At 41.4% G+C, this 18,077-nt stretch carries 16 protein-coding genes; 2 read left to right on the top strand and 14 right to left on the bottom strand.

Annotated features, from left to right (window positions below; translation table 11 throughout):
* Nucleotides 1-183: 183 nt before the first annotated feature.
* From H7U02_RS05345 to H7U02_RS05335, 3 genes are all read right to left on the bottom strand, one after another.
* Nucleotides 184-4,662: a glycoside hydrolase family 70 protein gene (locus H7U02_RS05345; protein ID WP_110980946.1), complete on the bottom strand. Its 4,479-nt coding sequence runs from the start codon at nucleotides 4,660-4,662 to the stop codon at nucleotides 184-186.
* Nucleotides 4,663-4,937: 275 nt separating this feature from the next.
* Complete coding sequence (locus H7U02_RS05340; protein WP_073689290.1) at nucleotides 4,938-5,960, bottom strand: glycosyltransferase; 1,023 nt, start codon at nucleotides 5,958-5,960, stop codon at nucleotides 4,938-4,940.
* 33 nt (nucleotides 5,961-5,993) lie between these two features.
* Nucleotides 5,994-7,271 (bottom strand): carbohydrate-binding domain-containing protein, encoded by a 1,278-nt coding sequence (locus tag H7U02_RS05335; RefSeq protein ID WP_110980947.1) that lies wholly within the window; start codon nucleotides 7,269-7,271, stop codon nucleotides 5,994-5,996.
* A gap of 381 nt (nucleotides 7,272-7,652) precedes the next feature.
* Here H7U02_RS05335 and H7U02_RS05330 point away from each other — a divergent pair, with 381 nt between their 5' ends.
* The gene (locus tag H7U02_RS05330; protein WP_110980948.1) at nucleotides 7,653-8,432 is read left to right on the top strand and encodes a polyphosphate polymerase domain-containing protein; all 780 of its coding nucleotides are present in this window, start codon (nucleotides 7,653-7,655) and stop codon (nucleotides 8,430-8,432) included.
* Complete coding sequence (locus H7U02_RS05325) at nucleotides 8,425-9,108, top strand: DUF4956 domain-containing protein (protein ID WP_073950522.1); 684 nt, start codon at nucleotides 8,425-8,427, stop codon at nucleotides 9,106-9,108. The genes H7U02_RS05330 and H7U02_RS05325 overlap by 8 nt, the downstream gene beginning before the upstream one ends.
* Nucleotides 9,109-9,243: 135 nt before the next feature.
* On the opposite strand, the gene H7U02_RS05320 is transcribed toward H7U02_RS05325, so the two are convergent.
* From H7U02_RS05320 to hisC, 11 genes are all read right to left on the bottom strand, one after another.
* Nucleotides 9,244-10,038 carry a hypothetical protein gene (locus tag H7U02_RS05320; protein ID WP_110980949.1) on the bottom strand — a complete coding sequence of 265 codons (795 nt, stop codon included), beginning with the start codon at nucleotides 10,036-10,038 and terminating at the stop codon, nucleotides 9,244-9,246.
* Nucleotides 10,039-10,251: 213 nt separating this feature from the next.
* Nucleotides 10,252-10,566, bottom strand: coding sequence for a phosphoribosyl-ATP diphosphatase (hisE, locus tag H7U02_RS05315; protein ID WP_110980950.1), 315 nt, complete (start codon nucleotides 10,564-10,566; stop codon nucleotides 10,252-10,254).
* An 8-nt stretch (nucleotides 10,567-10,574) separates the two neighbouring features.
* Nucleotides 10,575-10,913, bottom strand: a complete 339-nt coding sequence (hisI, locus tag H7U02_RS05310; RefSeq protein WP_110980951.1) for a phosphoribosyl-AMP cyclohydrolase — start codon at nucleotides 10,911-10,913, stop codon at nucleotides 10,575-10,577.
* On the bottom strand, nucleotides 10,910-11,668 hold the full coding sequence (hisF, locus tag H7U02_RS05305; protein WP_002890735.1) for an imidazole glycerol phosphate synthase subunit HisF: 759 nt from the start codon (nucleotides 11,666-11,668) through the stop codon (nucleotides 10,910-10,912). Before hisF ends, hisI begins: the two co-directional genes overlap by 4 nt.
* A 1-nt stretch (nucleotide 11,669) precedes the next feature.
* Nucleotides 11,670-12,389, bottom strand: coding sequence for a 1-(5-phosphoribosyl)-5-[(5-phosphoribosylamino)methylideneamino]imidazole-4-carboxamide isomerase (gene hisA / locus H7U02_RS05300; protein WP_022495758.1), 720 nt, complete (start codon nucleotides 12,387-12,389; stop codon nucleotides 11,670-11,672).
* 48 nt (nucleotides 12,390-12,437) lie between these two features.
* A complete protein-coding gene (gene hisH, locus H7U02_RS05295; protein ID WP_014634295.1) occupies nucleotides 12,438-13,046 on the bottom strand; it encodes an imidazole glycerol phosphate synthase subunit HisH in 609 nt (202 codons plus the stop codon).
* Complete coding sequence (hisB, locus tag H7U02_RS05290; RefSeq protein ID WP_002888923.1) at nucleotides 13,043-13,627, bottom strand: imidazoleglycerol-phosphate dehydratase HisB; 585 nt, start codon at nucleotides 13,625-13,627, stop codon at nucleotides 13,043-13,045. Before hisB ends, hisH begins: the two co-directional genes overlap by 4 nt.
* Before the next feature lie 19 nt (nucleotides 13,628-13,646).
* Nucleotides 13,647-14,930: a histidinol dehydrogenase gene (gene hisD, locus H7U02_RS05285; protein WP_110980952.1), complete on the bottom strand. Its 1,284-nt coding sequence runs from the start codon at nucleotides 14,928-14,930 to the stop codon at nucleotides 13,647-13,649.
* Nucleotides 14,927-15,577 (bottom strand): ATP phosphoribosyltransferase, encoded by a 651-nt coding sequence (gene hisG / locus H7U02_RS05280; RefSeq protein WP_021144333.1) that lies wholly within the window; start codon nucleotides 15,575-15,577, stop codon nucleotides 14,927-14,929. The genes hisD and hisG overlap by 4 nt, the downstream gene beginning before the upstream one ends.
* Complete coding sequence (locus H7U02_RS05275; protein WP_110980954.1) at nucleotides 15,570-16,550, bottom strand: ATP phosphoribosyltransferase regulatory subunit; 981 nt, start codon at nucleotides 16,548-16,550, stop codon at nucleotides 15,570-15,572. The genes hisG and H7U02_RS05275 overlap by 8 nt, the downstream gene beginning before the upstream one ends.
* Nucleotides 16,547-17,599 (bottom strand): histidinol-phosphate transaminase, encoded by a 1,053-nt coding sequence (gene hisC, locus H7U02_RS05270; protein ID WP_110980955.1) that lies wholly within the window; start codon nucleotides 17,597-17,599, stop codon nucleotides 16,547-16,549. Before hisC ends, H7U02_RS05275 begins: the two co-directional genes overlap by 4 nt.
* Nucleotides 17,600-18,077 lie beyond the last annotated feature (478 nt).

Raw genomic sequence — 18,077 nt, 5'->3', positions numbered from 1 at the left:
ACATAAAAAAAGAGAAGACCTATCAGGTCCTCTCTAGATGTTAGCTTTTCGTCACCCACTACAGTTGACAAAGAGCCAAAAAAAGGCAAAATTTCCTTAAACGATTTCCGTTTTCAAGAAATTTCACCTAAACAATCATATAGTTTTTCACTTAATATCTCATATTAAGATTAGAATGAGTGATTATTTATCAAAATCAGCATAACCATTTTCGTCGAAGAAGACTGTCTTACCATCTTGGAATGTAATCCATGTATTTGTCACACGTTCTCCAAGAACTGATTCGTAATACTCCACTCCTTTTGCTGTGCTAATAGGGCTTCCTTTAACCTGACGTCCCAAGTTATCAAAGTAATACTCTTTGCCATCAATGTTTTGACGTCCAGTTACAGCCTTACCATCTTTGAAGTAATACCAAACATTGTTTCCAGTTGTCAAGAAACGGTTATTAAGACGCTCACCTGAATCTTTATCATAATATGACAGCGAACCATCCGCATTCTTAACAAAGTCACCTTTGACCTGGCTACCATCTTCTTTGAAGTAATAGTTTTTACCGCCGATACTATAGGCACCTGTCACGATTTCACCATTATCTTTGGCGTAGTACCATGTCTTACCACCATCAAGTGTGAAGAAGTCAGATTTAACTTGGCTACCATCAGCATTGAAGTAATAGTTAAGGTGGTCAATAGTTTGGCGACCTGTGACAAGGTTACCATCCTTATCAGCATGGTACCATTTACCATTCACTTCGAAGAACTTATCTTTAACCTTGTAACCATTATCTACAGTATAGTAGCTAATCTTGCCGTTTTCAGTAACAAAATCACCTTTAACTTGAGCACCATTTGCACGGAAGTAGTATTCGTGACCATCCAAAGTAAGGGCACCTGTCACATTTTTACCAGCCGCATCACGGTAGAACCATGTTGAGCCATCTGTAGTGTAGAATTCCCCCTTCTTAGCTTGTGCATAGCCTTGATCGTTGAATTCATACCAGATACCATCGATTTCTGCCCAACGATTTGTGTAGGCATTACCTGAATTTTTATCGAAGAAGTAGAGTTTTCCGTCTGGAGTCACATACTTAGTGCCTTTAGCTTGGAAGCCATTTTCATCAAAGTATTGCAATCCTCCACCAGCATAAGTCAAGCCAATTGCCATTTCTCCAGTTGGTGAGAAATAACGGAATTTAGCTTCTGTTTCTGAAGTACCTTCTTTTGGTACATCGAATACAAAGTAACCATCTTTGTACTGCTCACCAAAGCTACCAAAGTAATAATATTTACCATCTTGCTGATAAATAGAATCACGAAGCTGGATACCGTTTGGCAAGAAGAAATAAGTCTTACCATCGATATCTTGACGACCAGTTAACATATAACCTTCTTTATCGAAGTAATAGTAATTTCCAGCATATTTAATGAAAGCATTCTTAGCTTGGAAACCACTATTATCAAAGTAGGCCATACCCTTACCATCATAGTAGAAACCTGTCTTACCACCTTGATCTGTCAAAGGTTTTGGCAAGAAGATGCCATTCTCAGTAACTTGATAGTAGCGACCAGTAGCATCGTTACTGAGAACATAACGACTACCACGACCAAGGATATTAGTACCATTCATGTACTTAGCAGACCATTGCTTGATTTTAACAGATGGATCAATCTTCTTACCAGTTGATATCATCACATCTTCAAACAACTGTGGATATTTCTTTTGGAGCTCATCAAGGAACTCACCACCATATTGAGCTTGGAAGTCCTTACCTGATGATTTAGAATTTGCAACATATAAAGTGTTATTGATATAGGCATTGGCCTTTGGAGTACCATAACTATTAGCACGTGTTGCTGTTACAACTTCTTGTCCTGGCAATTGGTAAAGTTGATCTGGAACCCAGTCAGCAATTGCTTGAATACCTTGCTTGTGAAGCGCCTTAAGGGCATCACGAAGATCTTCTTTAGAACCGTATTTGTTATTCTTGCTCATGGCAAGGTCATATCGGTCAGTAAAGGCATAACCATTTTGGATAACAGAATCAAGGAAGGTACGGTCATCAGCCGATACAAATTGAGGAGCCATCTCGAATGATGTGATTCCCCATGACTTGAAGAGTTCTGCATTTTCTGCAATCAATTTATTAGTATATTGGCTATCTTTTTCAACAAAATCTTGGAAGTTTGAGAAACCTTCATAGATAACTTGTGAGTCCAATGCTTCAGTAGCAGAAAATGTCTTGTCAAGTTTCTTATCTGAACCTTTAACACGGATATCTTGGTTATCAGGTGCACCTACTGGTACCCATACACCAAGATAACCTCTCATATCAACAGTACGATACCCCTTAATTTCATCTCCACTAAAAGTCAAGTTCCCTTCAGCATCAGTGTATTTAATTTTTCCAGCTGCTGCATCATTTTCGTAAGTGACAATTCCCTTATCAGTACCAAGAAGTAATGGACGGTAGGCTTGGTTAGCATGAAGTTTACCCATGTTAACTTTCAAAGTACCATCACCCAGTGAGAAATCCTGATTATTGGCAATAAGGGTCAACATACCAGAATGTTTACTTGTTTCTGCTACACCCGTAGTTTGGTCAGCAGTCATAATATCTTTACCGTAACGAACAGATGACAAGATTTCTTTTCCATTGAACGTGTCGACTTTCATCGATTGTCCACCTGAAACATATTTCATACGGTTCTTCAAGAGCGTTGTGATAGCATCGTAGTAAGGAGACTTGGTAGCCATATATTGGCCGTTATCCGTATAAAGATCTCCATAATAAACACGAGTTACCTGCTCCATATTTTGAAGAATCAAAGCATAGGCAGCTGGAATATTGTTAATAGTATAACGTTTTTCTGCCTTCTTCATATCTTCATTATAGATTTCAAAGGCACGTTTCAATTCAGCATCAGTCATGGTATAACCATCTGATTTTGGATTGATCTCTTTTTGAACAATATCACGAATGATATCTTGAACAAGGTTATCATGAGCACGCGCAAAGATATAGTTAGCTTGTGTATCTCCATACTTACTATTATTTGTACGGTCTGTCAAACTGCTAGTAATCAAATCTTTCAATGAAGAGCCCGATCCATAAAGTGCACCCATAATTGCATAACGAAGGTTATTGTCCATGGCAAGGGCTGCACCATCATGTTTTTGATTATAAGCATTATCATTTAAATCCCAAGCTTCAAGGATAGAAATGTGAGCGAGTGCATTAGCTTCAGATTTATCCACACCAAAGGCTGCTCGGAAGTAGTTTGTATAAACTTGGAGAAGGTCTGCATCAACATTATCAACTGCATCAACACGGATACCATCAAAGTTAGCATCCTTATCACCCATAACAATTGATCCCCAGTTCACAAGATAGTGAATTTGGTTCAACTGCTCAGCTTGCACAACTGGATTTGAGTTATCAACGTCATTGGCAAGTAGGAATTCATAACCACCCAAGTATCTTCCTGTACCATTTAGAGAACCATCTTGGTTACTTGGTGTACGGTTAAGCAAACGGTAATCAGAATTTGCCCAAGGGGTCTTGTCATTATTGACATAAAGAAGAGCTCCCCCTTGAAGGTGGTCAGCAAGGGTATAGTTTTCAGTTGTAGTATTCCACTGGTCTTGTTCTTTTACAAAAGACTCAATTGCTTGACGAAGCCATTCAGTTGATTTTTTAGCTGAAATTTCTTGTTCAATCTTAATTTGAATTGTCTTAGCAGCTGCATTCAATTCAGATTGACTTTGGCTGGTTGAATAAGTTGCGTTAAGGTTAAAGTGTTTAGAGAAAGTATTGAGGTAGGCAACTTGTGTATCTACATCAGGCCACCATGCCATCAAAAGTGGACGGAAGTCTTTCTCAGTTGATACACGCCATTTTTCACCATTTTCCAAAATAGTGACTGGACGGTACCAGCTATTAGGTGTCAAATAACCATCTACCAACTCAAAGCTTTCTTTCTTAGAATCGTAAGCACGGTTATGTGAAGAGAAAGCATCAACTAGATTAGTTGTACCTGGTGTGAACGAGTGTGTTGATGTGCTTGTCAAAGCACCATCTTTACCAAAGTAAAGCAACTGGCCATTAACTGAAACAGCAAAGTTTGTTTTGTATGAACCATCTTCTTTGACATAATAGTATTTACCATCAACTTGTTTGATGTTGTCCAAAGAGAGTGCTGCTGTTTCTTCTTTTTCAGTAACACCAGATTTTGGTTTTTCAGCTACTGTAAGCGTTGTATCTGTCGCAGTCGCAGTTGTAGCTGGTGCTTCTGTTGTTGCATCATTTACTACTGCTGCACGATCAGTTGTTGCTGGTACTGCAGTATTAGCACTTGTATCTGCTGCAGTGCTTGCTGCCGCAGGAGTTTCGACTGTTATAGTATCAGCAGCCTTGTCAGTTGTTACTGCTGTCGCATCTGTCGTAGCAGTTGCTGCTGGAGCGGCTACTTCATGCGTTTCAACGACAACATCGCTTTCAGCTGTCGTAGAGGCAACTGGTTTCGTTGTTTCATCGGCTGAAACCTTTTGATTAGCTACTGTAGCACCACCTACGATAGAGGCAAGTGCTGCCGAAGTGACGGCAATCGTCACCCACTGCTTCTTAACTTTGTGAAGCTTATAATGTACCTTTTTTCCCATTTTAGGTCCTCTTTTCATTTTCCTAGTTTGAATGAAATCTACATAATTCAAACAATTTCATTATAGCATATTTTTTTCAGCCATTTCGAGTCTTTATCAAGTCATTTCAATTTTTAATCATAATGTAAATTTAAAAACATTTCGATAATCATTAAAAACTACCGAATGTCGAAAACGGTAGTTTTTTTTTCTATTTTTTAGGAAAATTTTTAGAAATAATCGAGAGGTAAATAAGCTATCTCTATTCTATCAGTTAGCGATTTTCAAGTCAGCTATTAAGCAAAAACGACGTTATGTTGGACCCTGTAGCTGACTAAAAAGAGCAAGGTTTCTGTCACCAATTTTGCCAGAACCAGGCCAAGACCTAGAGCCACTAAGCTACTAAGTAAGAAATAGTTACAGGCCAGGAGGACCAGGACCAACATAAAGTAACGAACACTCGATCTAAAGAGGGAGCTTGTCGGATTAAAGACCACATTAGCGTTCAGCAAACACTGGCTGGAAGCCGAAATGACACGGGCTAGCACGACCGAAAGAAGCAGATTTTTCGTCAAGGCAAAGAGCACAAATAAGGCTGTTGCATCAATGACTGAGGCCAGGACGGCCGTGCCAGAGAACTTTAAAAAAGGGCTGTAAATACGGATGGAATCACGAATGGGGCGAAAGTGCGAACTTTTATTTTCCTCCAGATAAACGGTCTCGATAGGGACTTCAGAGATTTGGTGGCCTGACTTTTTGGCTTCAAGCAACATATTAAACTCGTACTCAAAACGATTGCCATCCAGATTAAGAAGCCATGGAATCAGATCGGTGGACATGCCTCGAAGACCCGTCTGAGTATCTGTTACCTTTTGGCCGGTTACTAGACGGAAAAGTCCAGCAGTTACCTTATTTCCAAAGCGGCTACGTGCTGGCACCTTACCAACAAAGGCACGCGCACCCAAGACAAGATGACTTGGATTTTCCTCGATTGCCTTGGCCACACGGACAATATCTTTAATCAGATGTTGACCGTCACTGTCAACTGTGACAATAGGTTGAGCCGAAAGGTGCTGACTGACTACTTCTTCTTGAATGTGAGCAAAGGCAGTTTTGAGAGCAGCTCCTTTTCCTTTATTGATAGGATGGGTAAGGACAGTCGCTCCAATAAAAGCCGTTTCGTCGTAATAGTCGTTATAGCCTGGGCCACTCCCATCATTAACAACAATAATACGGGCTTTAGGGAGTTTTATGGTAATATCTTGAACCACCTGAATCAGGCGTTTGTCTGGTTCATAAGCTGGAATAATAATATACATAGGCACTTCCTTTCTGTTTCATCCTATGACTCTTTAGTGACCTCCTCCAAAGCCACCTGGTTGTCCACCACCTTGGGGACCACCGCCACCTTGAGGGCCTCCGCCACCAGGCATTGAGTTCTCAATCTTAGTTTGTTTCTCACCATTAATAGTAATGTCACCACCGGTATAGGTCGCTGAACCATCAAAGTCAAAGCCAGACTGACCAGTCAAATTGATTGTTCCACCCGATACAATAATATCGCCGTTAGAATCGATTGGGTCGGTATCGCCCTCGCCAACCTCAACATTTAGGGTTCCACCGGTCATCTTGAAGAAAATCTCACTTTGACTGGCATTAGCATTGGCCGCATTGACACCATCATCCGTTGCATAGACATTGATGTTTCCACCATTGATGGTCACAGATTTACCTTCGATACCTTCAGTTGATTTTTCAACCTTGTAAGTACCACTATCAATAATCAGGTCACCAGAGGCATGAATACCGTCATCACCGGCCTTAATGGTCATGGTATTGTCAGACAGATACATGGTACCTGCTGAGGTGTCGTCATCATTGTTGACCTTAACAGCATCTTCTTCAGCCTCAATGGTCATAGTTGTTCCTGTGATGTTGAGTTCATCGTTGACATTGAAGGCATCACCGACTGAGGAAATCTTATAGGTACCGCCAGTCATATGAAGGCTGTCATTGGCTTTAATACCGTTGTTTTTCTTGGCATCAATGTTTAGAGTACCTGAACCGTTTATGGTCAAATCTCCTTTAGAGAAAATCACAGCATCCGCATCTTCATCACTATTAGAACTTGAATCAGATAGGCTACTTGTAGTGCCATCTTTAAGTGTCAGATAGACATGACCAGCACTTGTGGCATTAATGGCTGCATTTGTATTCGTCATGGTAACACCATCTAGAACAATATGAACATCATCTGAATCGCCAGCGTCAACCTTGATTTGCACACCATCAGATTTTCCAGAAATCACATAGGTACCAGCTTTGGAGATGGTTACGGTTGAACCTGACACGGCTACGCCATCACCTGAAACATCCGCAGATGAGCCTGACAACTTAATCTTAGAGGCAGAACTTTCATCATAAGATGTGTCTGAATCTTTAGAAGTAAAATAGTTGCTGTTGTTCTTATTTGTTTTCTTGCTGGTCGTTGATGTTACAGCACTTGTTTTGGAACTTGTAGTCGTCGTCCCAGTTGACTGACTGCTTGATTGACTACAAGCTGTCATGACTGTTAGGGCAGTCGCACAGGTCAATAAAGTCGTCCATTTTTTTAGTTTTTTTGATTTCATATATTTTTCCTCTCGGATTCGTTTTGATGATTACAGTTTACGGAACTTCCCTAAAACATTTCTGAAGGTTAACTAAAACTTTTCTTAAGTTAAGTTTGGTGAAAGTTTGACTTAGGCCTTCTTTCAGAAAAGTTCCATAGACTAATAGGCGAGCAAGTGAGTGCTATATAAAATAGTACATTTGCCCTCAACTTAATTTTCTACTATAAAAATAAAAGCCAAATCTTAAAGTGAAGGCTTTGAATATTATCTAATTGAACACGCCTACAACTCGGGAGAAAAAGATGGGTCCTGCTTGGAGATAAACTCCTGCGACTGGTCCCCTATTTTCCTGAGAGTTGTTTTACGGCTTTGTATCTTATCTATAAAAGGAGTTTTTTCATGGTTAAACAATTGGAAACACGTTTTAAACGTATTGAAACAAAATATGTGGTCTCAAAGGACAATCTTGAAGACCTGCTCGCTGATCTCAAGGAGTATTTGGTAGAGGATGATTATCCGACATCTACCATTTCAAATATTTACTTTGATACGGATAATTTTGATGTCATCCAAGATGCCCTTGATGGTAATCATCGTCAAGAGAAAATCCGCATGCGTACCTACCTAGCCAATCCCAAAATTGATAGCAAGGTCTTTCTAGAGGTCAAAGCTAAAGATGAGGAGGGAATCGGTCATAAGTTTCGTCTCGTTTCAACACCGCTTGCCATCACTAACTTGATGACAGACGGTAAGAATCATAGCCAAATCACCGATCGTCAGCTGTTACAGGATATTCACCACTTACGTCAGCGTTATGATGAAGGTCTCAAACCTCGTATGTATATCTACTACGACCGTTTTTCAATGAAAGAAAAAGAGACTATCCAAGGCTATGCATACAATAAAGTTCGTGTGACCCTAGACCAAAATCTGACTTACCGTGATGAAGACGTCAGTCTCTTCAAGGGAAATCATGGGTTTCCCCTTCTTGATGAAGATACGATTATCATGGAAATCAAGGCACCTGGCAAAAAGCCAGACTGGCTTCAAGCTATCTTAGACAAACATGGTTTGGAAGAGCAGAAATTCTCAAAATACAGCTGTGCCTATCATAAATCTCAAGGTCTAGATTACGGGCCACATCCAGTTCAAGAAAAAGGAGGTGCTGCCTATGTCTAATCTCTTCAATTCTATCTTTAATGATGCAACCGCAACTGCAAGTCCCCTTCAACTCATGCTGGCCTTACTGGTCAGCCTTGTTTTAGGCTTGGCCTTGACCTGGACTTACAAATATCGAACCCTCTACACCAGAGAATTCGCCATCAGTTTGACCTTGCTGCCATGCTTGATGACCCTAGTTATCTTCCTTGTCAATGGTAGTTTGGGGACCTCTATCGCCGTGGCAGGGACCTTTAGTCTCATTCGTTTTCGATCAGCGACTAGTGGTTCCAGGGAGCTAATCGCCGTCTTCATGGCCATGATTATCGGTCTGGCATCTGGAACAGGCTATCTGCTACTGGCCGTCCTCTTCACCGCCTTTCTATTGGCTGTTTGGCTCCTTTTGGAAAATCGTCAAAGTCGTACCGACAACCAACGTCGTAGACTCCTGACCATTAACGTCTCCTACCAAGACTTGATTGATCAAAAAATCACTAAAACCTTGCTCAATTTCACCAGCGAATGCGACCTGATTTCCCTTAACACCACTGGTGGGGGCGAGACCATGCAGCTGGTCTACGAAGTGGATTTGAATCCCCAAGTGGATGACTTCCAATTGACGAATCACCTTATCTCAAGTATTGAAAATTGTGATCTTGCCCTAACCAAAAAAGCTAAAAAGAAAAAGAATTTATAAGACAAAAAGACATCTCCGACTGATTTTCGGAGATGTTTTTGAATGTTTTGAGGTTAACATTTTCACTTAGCTATAGCCTATGCTTCTATGCCGCCAGTATGGAGTGCGAGATTATCGCAGGAATCAAAGTATCATCTAATCATCGTCATCTTGGACAACCTTACCATCTTGTATGTTAAAGGTATAGCCAATATATCCGGAATTGTCATAGTTAGCGGAATTTTCTTTATCAGTTGTGAAAAAATAAAATTCGTACTCTCCGTCTGGTAGCTTGCTAGCATCCAGTTTAGTTACTGCCTCTTCTAAATCTTTCTTACTAGTATTTTCTGTATCGCCTACTTCTATTCTCATAGTGACAAGGTGTTCATCAATCATTGTTTGGTAGGGAATTTGATAATAGCCATAAAAATCATCCTTCCCGTTTTTACGGTTTTCCTCAGCTAAATGCTTTTTACGATTACCAGCCTCTTGATCAATCGTAGTATTATCGCTGAAGGAGAATTCTTCGATATCAAGGCCTAAAGATTGTTTTTTAAGCTCCTTAAAGAGTTTCTGCTCTTCTTTTTTTACAGATTTTTGTTGTAAGTAGCTTTCCCAGTAATGACCAGGGGTCACATATTCTTCACCATTAACTGTCCAGTCCAGGTTAAAAGTAATTTGTGAATCTAATGATATGGTTTGATTATCGTAGGTGTCCTCTGAATAGGTATAATCGACATAAATACCATCTGAATCTAGAAACACCTTTTTGATAAGCTTAACTTGGACCTTTCCCTTAAAACCATTATGAGCCAAGATTCTTTGCGTTTTTTCCCTGGCTTTTGAGTAAGTAATTGGAAGTAGCACTGTGCAACGAACTAAAAGAATAGAACAGAGGAGGAGAATAGCTAAGTAAGAAAACTTTAAAATATTAGGAGTATTTTTCTTCATAGGACATCCTTCCTTTCCTCAATGATTTGTATAAATAAGCACACCAAATCCTTCAAATAAAACGAGCTTCCTTCACTCCTATCATAGCATTTTAAAGCGCTTTCTCATGGTAGTTAGAGGAACAAAATAATTAAAATTCCTCATAGCAAAAAAGCCTGAAATTAATCATCACTTCAGGCTTTTCATCTTAGTTCAAATCGGTTGAGATAATCCTTAATAATCTGTTACTTCTTTTCGGTCATGGATATTGCTTTGCTTGCCCTGACGTGCTTTAAGTACGGCTTCAACGTCTTCAGGGCTGACCCCTGTTTCAACGAGCATAACGGCTAGGTGATAGAGGACGTCTGCTGTCTCGTTGGCAATTTCTTCTTTATCAGCATTTTTGGCCCCAATCACAACTTCTGTCGCTTCTTCGCCAACCTTTTTAAGAATCTTGTCTAGCCCCTTGTCAAAAAGATAATTGGTATAAGACCCTTCTTTGGGATTCTTTTTACGATCTAAGGCTTCCTTATAAAGTGTTTCTAACATAGCTACTCCTATCTGTCTCGATTGTCATCATATATATCCGTAAAGAAACAGCTGTAGGCTCCTGTATGACAGGCTGCTCCTTCTTGTTCCACGGCGATAAGCAGGGTGTCCTGATCACAGTCAGTCTTGATGCTTTTGACATGTTGGAAATGACCAGATGTGGCTCCCTTATGCCAAAGCTCGTTTCTAGAACGGCTCCAGTAATGCATTTGTTTGGTCTCTAGGGTCAACTGATAGGACACCTCATTCATATAGGCCAACATGAGCACCTGTCCCGTCTTGTAGTCTGTCACAATAACCGGAACCAGTCCTCCTTGTTTCTCAAAATCAAGTTTAACCTCTGTCATCGTCTCACCTCAATTCCTGCATTTGCCAAGACTTGTTTGGTTTCGCCTATATTTACCTCACCAAAGTGGAAGATAGAGGCTGCCAGTGCACCAGTCGCTGTTGTCTTTTCAAAGACCTCTACAATGTCCTCAATATTTCCCGCGCCACCAGAAGCGATGATCGGAACATCAACGACTTCCGCCACACGATTTAGCATTTCCAAATCAAAACCAGACTTAGTGCCGTCCTTGTCCATGCTGGTTAAGAGAATTTCTCCAGCCCCCAAGGCGACGACTTCTTGAGCCCATTGGATGAGGTCCCTACCTGTATCCTTACGGCCACCCGCCACAAAAACATGCCAGCTCCCATCAGCCATCTTTTTGGCATCAATCGCAGCCACCACACACTGGTTGCCAAATTTTTGAGCACAATCAGCGATTAGTTGTGGGTTGGCAAGGGCTGAGGAATTAACCGCAACCTTGTCAGCACCAGCTTTAAGCATCTTGTTCATGTCTTCAACTGAACGGATACCACCACCTACCGTGAAAGGAATAAAGACCTGATCGGCAACACGACGCACCATGTCAACCGTTGTTTCACGATTATCTGAAGTAGCTGTGATGTCCAAGAAAACAAGTTCGTCACAACCAGCCTCATAGTAAGCACGCGCAGAATCAACAGGGTCTCCAACATCTGTCAGATTCACAAAATTAACCCCCTTTACGACACGGCCATCCTTGACATCCAAACAGGGAATAATACGTTTCTTAAGCATATTAACCTCCGAAAGACTTGAGTTGGTCTAATGTGATATTGCCGTTATAGTAGGCTTTGCCGACAATGGTTCCTGCTACACCAATCTCTTCTAGGTGATCTAAGTCAGCTACTTCTGCAATTCCACCTGAAGCAATGACTTTGGCGGTCGTGAGTTCAGATACCAAACGTTTGTAGTGATCAAGATTGGGTCCTGTCAGTGTGCCATCTCGATCAACATCTGTATAGACAAAGAGGGTTACGCCCATCTTTTCCATTTCCTTGGCCAAGGTGATGTAGTCTACATTGCTTGTTTCCAACCAACCTTCGGTAGCGACAAACCCTGCCTTGGCATCAATACCCACGACAATTTTATCGGCACCAAATTCCTCTAAAGCTGCTCGAACGAAGTCAGGATTTTTAACGGCCATTGATCCGATAATGATACGGTCGATGCCAACTTCCAAATAGTCACGAATCTGCTCCAAAGTACGGATACCGCCACCAACTTCGATGCCAAGTCCAGAAACCTTCTTGACCTCTGCAATCAAGTCACGGTTAGTGGCACGACCATCTAGGGCACCGTCCAAGTCGACGACATGAATAAATTGAATGCCCGCATCCTTAAAGGTCTTTGCCTGCTCAATAACATCTGGATTGACAACGGTCTGTTGGTTGAAATCTCCTTTAAAGAGACGAACAGCCTGTCCATCCTTAATATCAATTGCTGGTAGAATTTGCATCTCCCCTACCATCCTTTCTAACTAAAAAGTCTTTGCTCTCACTAGCTTCTAGGCTTTACATAAACCTGCAAACTTTTCAAGAATACCTAAGCCAATATCCCCTGATTTCTCAGGATGGAATTGAGCCCCATAAACATTATCTTTATGGATCATGGCTGGCACCTCAATACTATAATCTGCGGTAACATCAATGTATTGGCTAGGGACATCTGTGAAATAACTGTGAACGAAGTAGACAGCTTGGCCATCTAAACCATCTGTCAAAGGGCTGGCTTGCTTAACAGCCAAATTATTCCACCCCATATGTGGGACAGGTTGCTCCTTGCAGGCTGGAATAGGACGGCAGACACCTGGAATAAAGCCAAGACCATCTGTTTCTTCATGTTCCAGTCCTTTTTCTGTTAAAATCTGCATGCCTAGGCAAATTCCCAAAAGGGGAACTCCCTGTGCGACTGCCTCTTTGATAACAGCTACCAAGCCTCTTCGCTCCAACTCTGCCATAGCCGTTGGATAGGCACCTACACCAGGTAAAATCAACCCATCTGCAGCTAGGATTTTTTCTTTATCGGCAGACAATTCTGCAGTCACACCAATCTTTTCAAGGGCACGCAGAACATTTGCGGTATTCCCCGCATCGTAATCAATGACGATAATCATAGCATCCCCTTTGTCGAGTTTACGCCGTGAATGTCAGGATTGATTGTGATGGCTTCACGCAAGGCACGTCCTGTAGCCTTGAAAAGACTTTCTGACTTGTGGTGATTGTTTTTTCCGTGGAGAATCTTGAGGTGGAGATTCATCTGAACATTGAAAGCCAAGGCTTGGAAAAATTCTTCTACCAGTTCTGTGTCAAAATTACCTAATTTTGGATTATCGAAACTAGCATCAAAGACCAAGAAGCTACGTCCAGACAAGTCTAAACTTGCCATGCCAAGGGTTTCATCCATAGGTACAAAAGCCGTTCCATAACGATTGATACCTGCTTTATCGCCCAAGGCCTCTTTAAGAGCTTGACCAAGGACAATACCGACATCTTCAACGGTGTGGTGACTATCAACCCAAAGGTCGCCATCAGCCTTCACCACCAAAGACATACGGCCGTGACGGGCAAACAAGGTCAACATGTGGTCAAAAAATCCGACACCTGTTTGAATATCTACTGGTTCTTGAGCATCCAAATTGAGGCTTAACTTAATTTTGGTTTCAAAGGTATTACGTTCAATTTCTGCTTGTCTCATAACTTCTTCCTCTACTCTCTCAATTATTGTCGTTTCTGACTTCAATAGCCTTAGCGTGGGCCTGCAAACCTTCCGCATAAGCCAAGGTTGTGATATCGTGTTGAGCCTTATTGACTGCTACTTTGTCATACTGCGTATATTGGATACGTTTGACAAAATCGTGCACACCTAAAGCTGATGAAAATCGGCTGGTTGCTGTCGTTGGAAGAACGTGATTGGCACCAGCATAGTAGTCACCAATTGGTTCACTGGTAAAGTGACCAAGAAAGACGGAACCAGCATTCTCCACTTTTTCTAGATAATCATAGGCCTTGTCCATAGCAATTTCCAAATGTTCTGGCGCAACTAAGTTCATGAGTTCAAACATAGCATCTGTATCATTGGCAATAATAATTCGACCGTTATTTTCGATAGATGGACGAGCAATCGCCTCACGTGGCAAAAGCTTGAGTTGACGTTCAATCTCACTTTCAACTGCATCAGCCAAGGCTTGAGAATCTGTTACCAAAATGGCGCGTGCACGTGTATCGTGCTCTGCTTGAGACAAGAGATCGGCTGCCACATAGGTTGGATTAGCGCTACTATCAGCAATAACACCGATTTCTGATGGTCCTGCAATCATATCAATACCGACAATACCGTAAACTTGTTTCTTAGCAGTCGCCACAAAAATATTTCCGGGACCTGTAATCTTGTCAACCTTTGGAATCGTTTCTGTACCAAAAGCCAAGGCCGCAACCCCTTGAGCCCCACCGACTTGATAAATGCTATCCACACCAGCCAATTTTGCGGCTACTAGAATTGCAGGAACAAAGTGTTCTTGTGGGGGCGTAATCATAATAATCTCTTTAACCCCAGCAATTTTAGCAGGGATGACATTCATAAGAACTGATGATGGATAAGCCGCAGTTCCTCCAGGCACATAAACACCTATACGATTGATGGGACGAATCAATTGACCACGAATAACACCCTCACTTGGTTGGTCCTCAAAACCAGCCTCCAACTGATGCTTGTGGTAAGATTCAATGTTTTCTTTGGCATTAACTAGGGCTTGGTAAACCTCTGGATCAATCTCTTTAAAGGCCTGATCAATCAAATCCTGTCCAACCTCAAAATCAGTCAAGTCAACCTTATCAAATTTAGCTGAATAGTCACGAAGGGCCTCGTCTCCTCGTTTTTTGACATCCTCAATAATGGCTTGAACCGTGCTTTCAACGTCTCTATTTTCTTTTGAAAGTTCCAATTGCTCCTGATAAAGAAGCTCAGCAATTTCTTTATTTGTTCCAGTTAATCGTTTCATTCGAACGGTACCTCCTCGTTCCCTACAAGTGATTCAATCTTGCGAATGAATGGCAGGACTTCCTTGTTATTTTTCAAAGAAGCCTTGTTCACAATCATTCGTGCTGAAATACGGCAAATATCTTCATAAACTTTTAGGCCATTTGCAACAAGGGTATTCCCTGTTTCTACAATATCAACAATGGCATCTGCTAGACCAATGACGGGGGCAATCTCAACGCTCCCTTGAATCGAAATTATCTCGACATCCTCACCCTTTTGATTAAAATAATCTGTCGCAATGGTTGGATACTTGGTCGCAATACGTTTACGCTTATGGTCATCAGGGTTATAGTCTTCTGTTGATGCTACAGAGAATTTACAAAGACCAAAATTAAGGTCTAACATTTCTAAATAACCTGTCGGATGTTCGACCAAAACATCCTTACCGACAATCCCAATATCTGCGACGCCGTGTCTAACATAGGTAGTCACATCTGGAGCTTTGACCAAGAGAAAACGGAACCGGTTGTCAGGACTCTCGAAAATCAAATTACGTCCTTTATCGGCCATGAAAGACATATCAAAGCCAGCTTTTTCCAGTAATTTAACCGTATCTTTCTCAATACGTCCCTTGGTCAAGGCAATTGTGATTTGATTGCTAGTCATCCAAGTCACCTCCAAATTCCACATCGTCATGTACTGCTTGATAAACTGAGTCGATATCAATGGCCCAGCCAACCGCTGTTAACTCGGTAGCTCCAAAGCGTTCAAATAGTTTATCGTAACGGCCACCTGATACAAAGGCATCTGGTACCTTGTCACCGAAGACCTTAAACATCATGCCCGTGTAGTAAGGCACTGCTGGCAATTGAGCCAAATCAAGCGTCGTCTCTGGGAGACTATCTGATAAACGATTAGTTAAAACTTCCAAACTATCCAAGGCCGTCAAAAAGGCTTCACTGTCTGTTAACTGTCTAGCCTTGGTCAAGACAGCATTTGTCTCACCAAACAAGAAGGGTAACTGCTCCAAGACCTTGTCATATTGACTTGGATTTTCTTTGGTGAACTCCTTAAGACCGGTGATCGATTTGTCACGGATATAGGCCGCCAACTCTGCTTCTTTTACAGCTGGAAGGTTTAATTCTTCAAAAATGAGTTGTAGAAGGCGGGCATGTGAAAATTCAAACTTGTAATTTTTGACCCCTGCAGCATCTAGAGCCTCTTTAGCAGAAGCTATTGCTTCTTCCAATGCCTGGTGAACAGGGAATCCTATGATCTCAATACCAGCCTGCGTATGCTCATTTGATAGGCCACGCATTTCCTCATTGTAGTTAAAGACTTTTCCAGAGTAAGAAAATTTAATCGGTGTATGAACTTGAGTCGAAGCAATCACACGCCCAATTTGGCTAGTAATATCAGGACGTAAACTAACAAGCTCTCCATTTTTGTCAAAGAAATTATAGTTTCCATTGTCCACGACATCACTAAAGACTTCGAAATGTTCTAGGGTTGGTGTCTCAATTCGAAGGAAACCCTTTGTCATCAACAAGTCACAGATACGGTGTTCAATCTGATACATGGTACGGGCACGTTTGAAAAGTTTATCGTGCATTCCTAAGGCTAATGTCGTTTTTTTCATGCTTGTAACTCCTGTATTGTCATTAATACGCGCTCCATCTCATCCTGCGTCCCAATAGAAATGCGTAGTCTGTCTGAAATACGCTCCACTTTTGGAAAATAACGAACATAAATTTTCTTACTTTGGAGGTAGTCAAACAATTGACCTGCAGTCACTCCGTGAGGTTTGACCAAAACAAAATTAGTTTTTGAAGGTAGGATATCAAAACCAATCGCCTGCAATTCTTGGCTAAACCAGTCACGTGTTGCCATAATCTTTGCGCAAGTGTCCTCATAGTAGCCCCAGGACTTAACCGCTGCAGTCGCCAAGACTTCCGCAATGCTATCCACATTATAAGGGTTGACTGAATTCTTGACGGCATTGATTACAGCCATTAGTTTAGGACTTCCTATGCCGTAACCGACACGCAAGCCAGCAAGGGAGGCATCCTTAGAAAAGGTCCTAGTGATAAACACATTGTCATACTTTTCTAGGAGCGGTAAGGCCGTCTCCCCACCAAAGTTAATATAGGCTTCGTCAATAATCACAACTACCGACTGGTTGGCTTTTATAATCTCCTCGATTTGATCTAAAGGTTTATAAATACCTGTTGGCGCATTAGGATTGGTAATGACAATCCCACCATTTTCAACCAGATAATCTTGAGTAGCTATCTCAAATGAAGAACTCAAGGGCACTTCTCTAAAAGGGATGTGGTACAAATCTGCCCATACCTTGTAAAAACCATAGGTCAAATCTGGAAACAAAACTTCTTCCTCGCTATTAAAGAAAGCTAGAAAAGCCATTGACAGGATATCGTCTGAGCCATTTCCGATAATCACTTGATCGGCAGGCACACCCAACTGTTCAGACAAAGCCTGACGTAAAGCTGCTTGATCCAAAGTCGAATACTTTCGTAACTGATGGGCATCAAAGGATGCTAAAGCTTGATGGACTGCTGGACTTGGTCCATAAGCATTTTCATTAGTATTCAACTTAATGATATTTTTCTCAGCAGGCTGACTACCCGCTACATAGGGTTCAATCTTTCGTAATCCTTTGATTTCCATAGTTTTTCCTTTCTGTTCGACTCTAATCAAGTGTACTTCTCGCTACACACTCTAAAAAAAGTGTAGCAAAAAACGTCCTCGCAAAAATAACTTTTGCAAGGACGTTGGCACGTGGTTCCACCTTAATTCGAACAGGGGTCACCCCCTCTTCCTCATGAAGTCACAAAATCTCTCTTGTAACTCCTAGTCTCTAACGGAACCACCCGTCGTACACTACTGTCATCCAGAGTTCGCATACGCTCTCAAGAATGTGTCGTCTTTGATCTCATGCGTTCTCAGCTTCCCGCATTCTCTGTGAAACGATCTGACTTTTTCTATCAACGATTTTGATTTTAGTTCATTTTACCTGAAAATTCAAAACAAAGCAAGCCTTTTTTGTATATTTTTATAAAAACTTGAAATCCTTGTATATTTAATAGCCAAAACAAACTGCTGTGAAATTGAGTTCAAATAAATAAAAAGTTGATGCGGTATCTTT

This window comes from Streptococcus sp. 3.1, from assembly GCF_016648915.1.
Taxonomy (GTDB): domain Bacteria; phylum Bacillota; class Bacilli; order Lactobacillales; family Streptococcaceae; genus Streptococcus; species Streptococcus salivarius_E.
The sequence above is the reverse complement of the archived record's forward strand: the minus strand, read 5'-3'. Positions and strand labels throughout refer to the sequence as shown.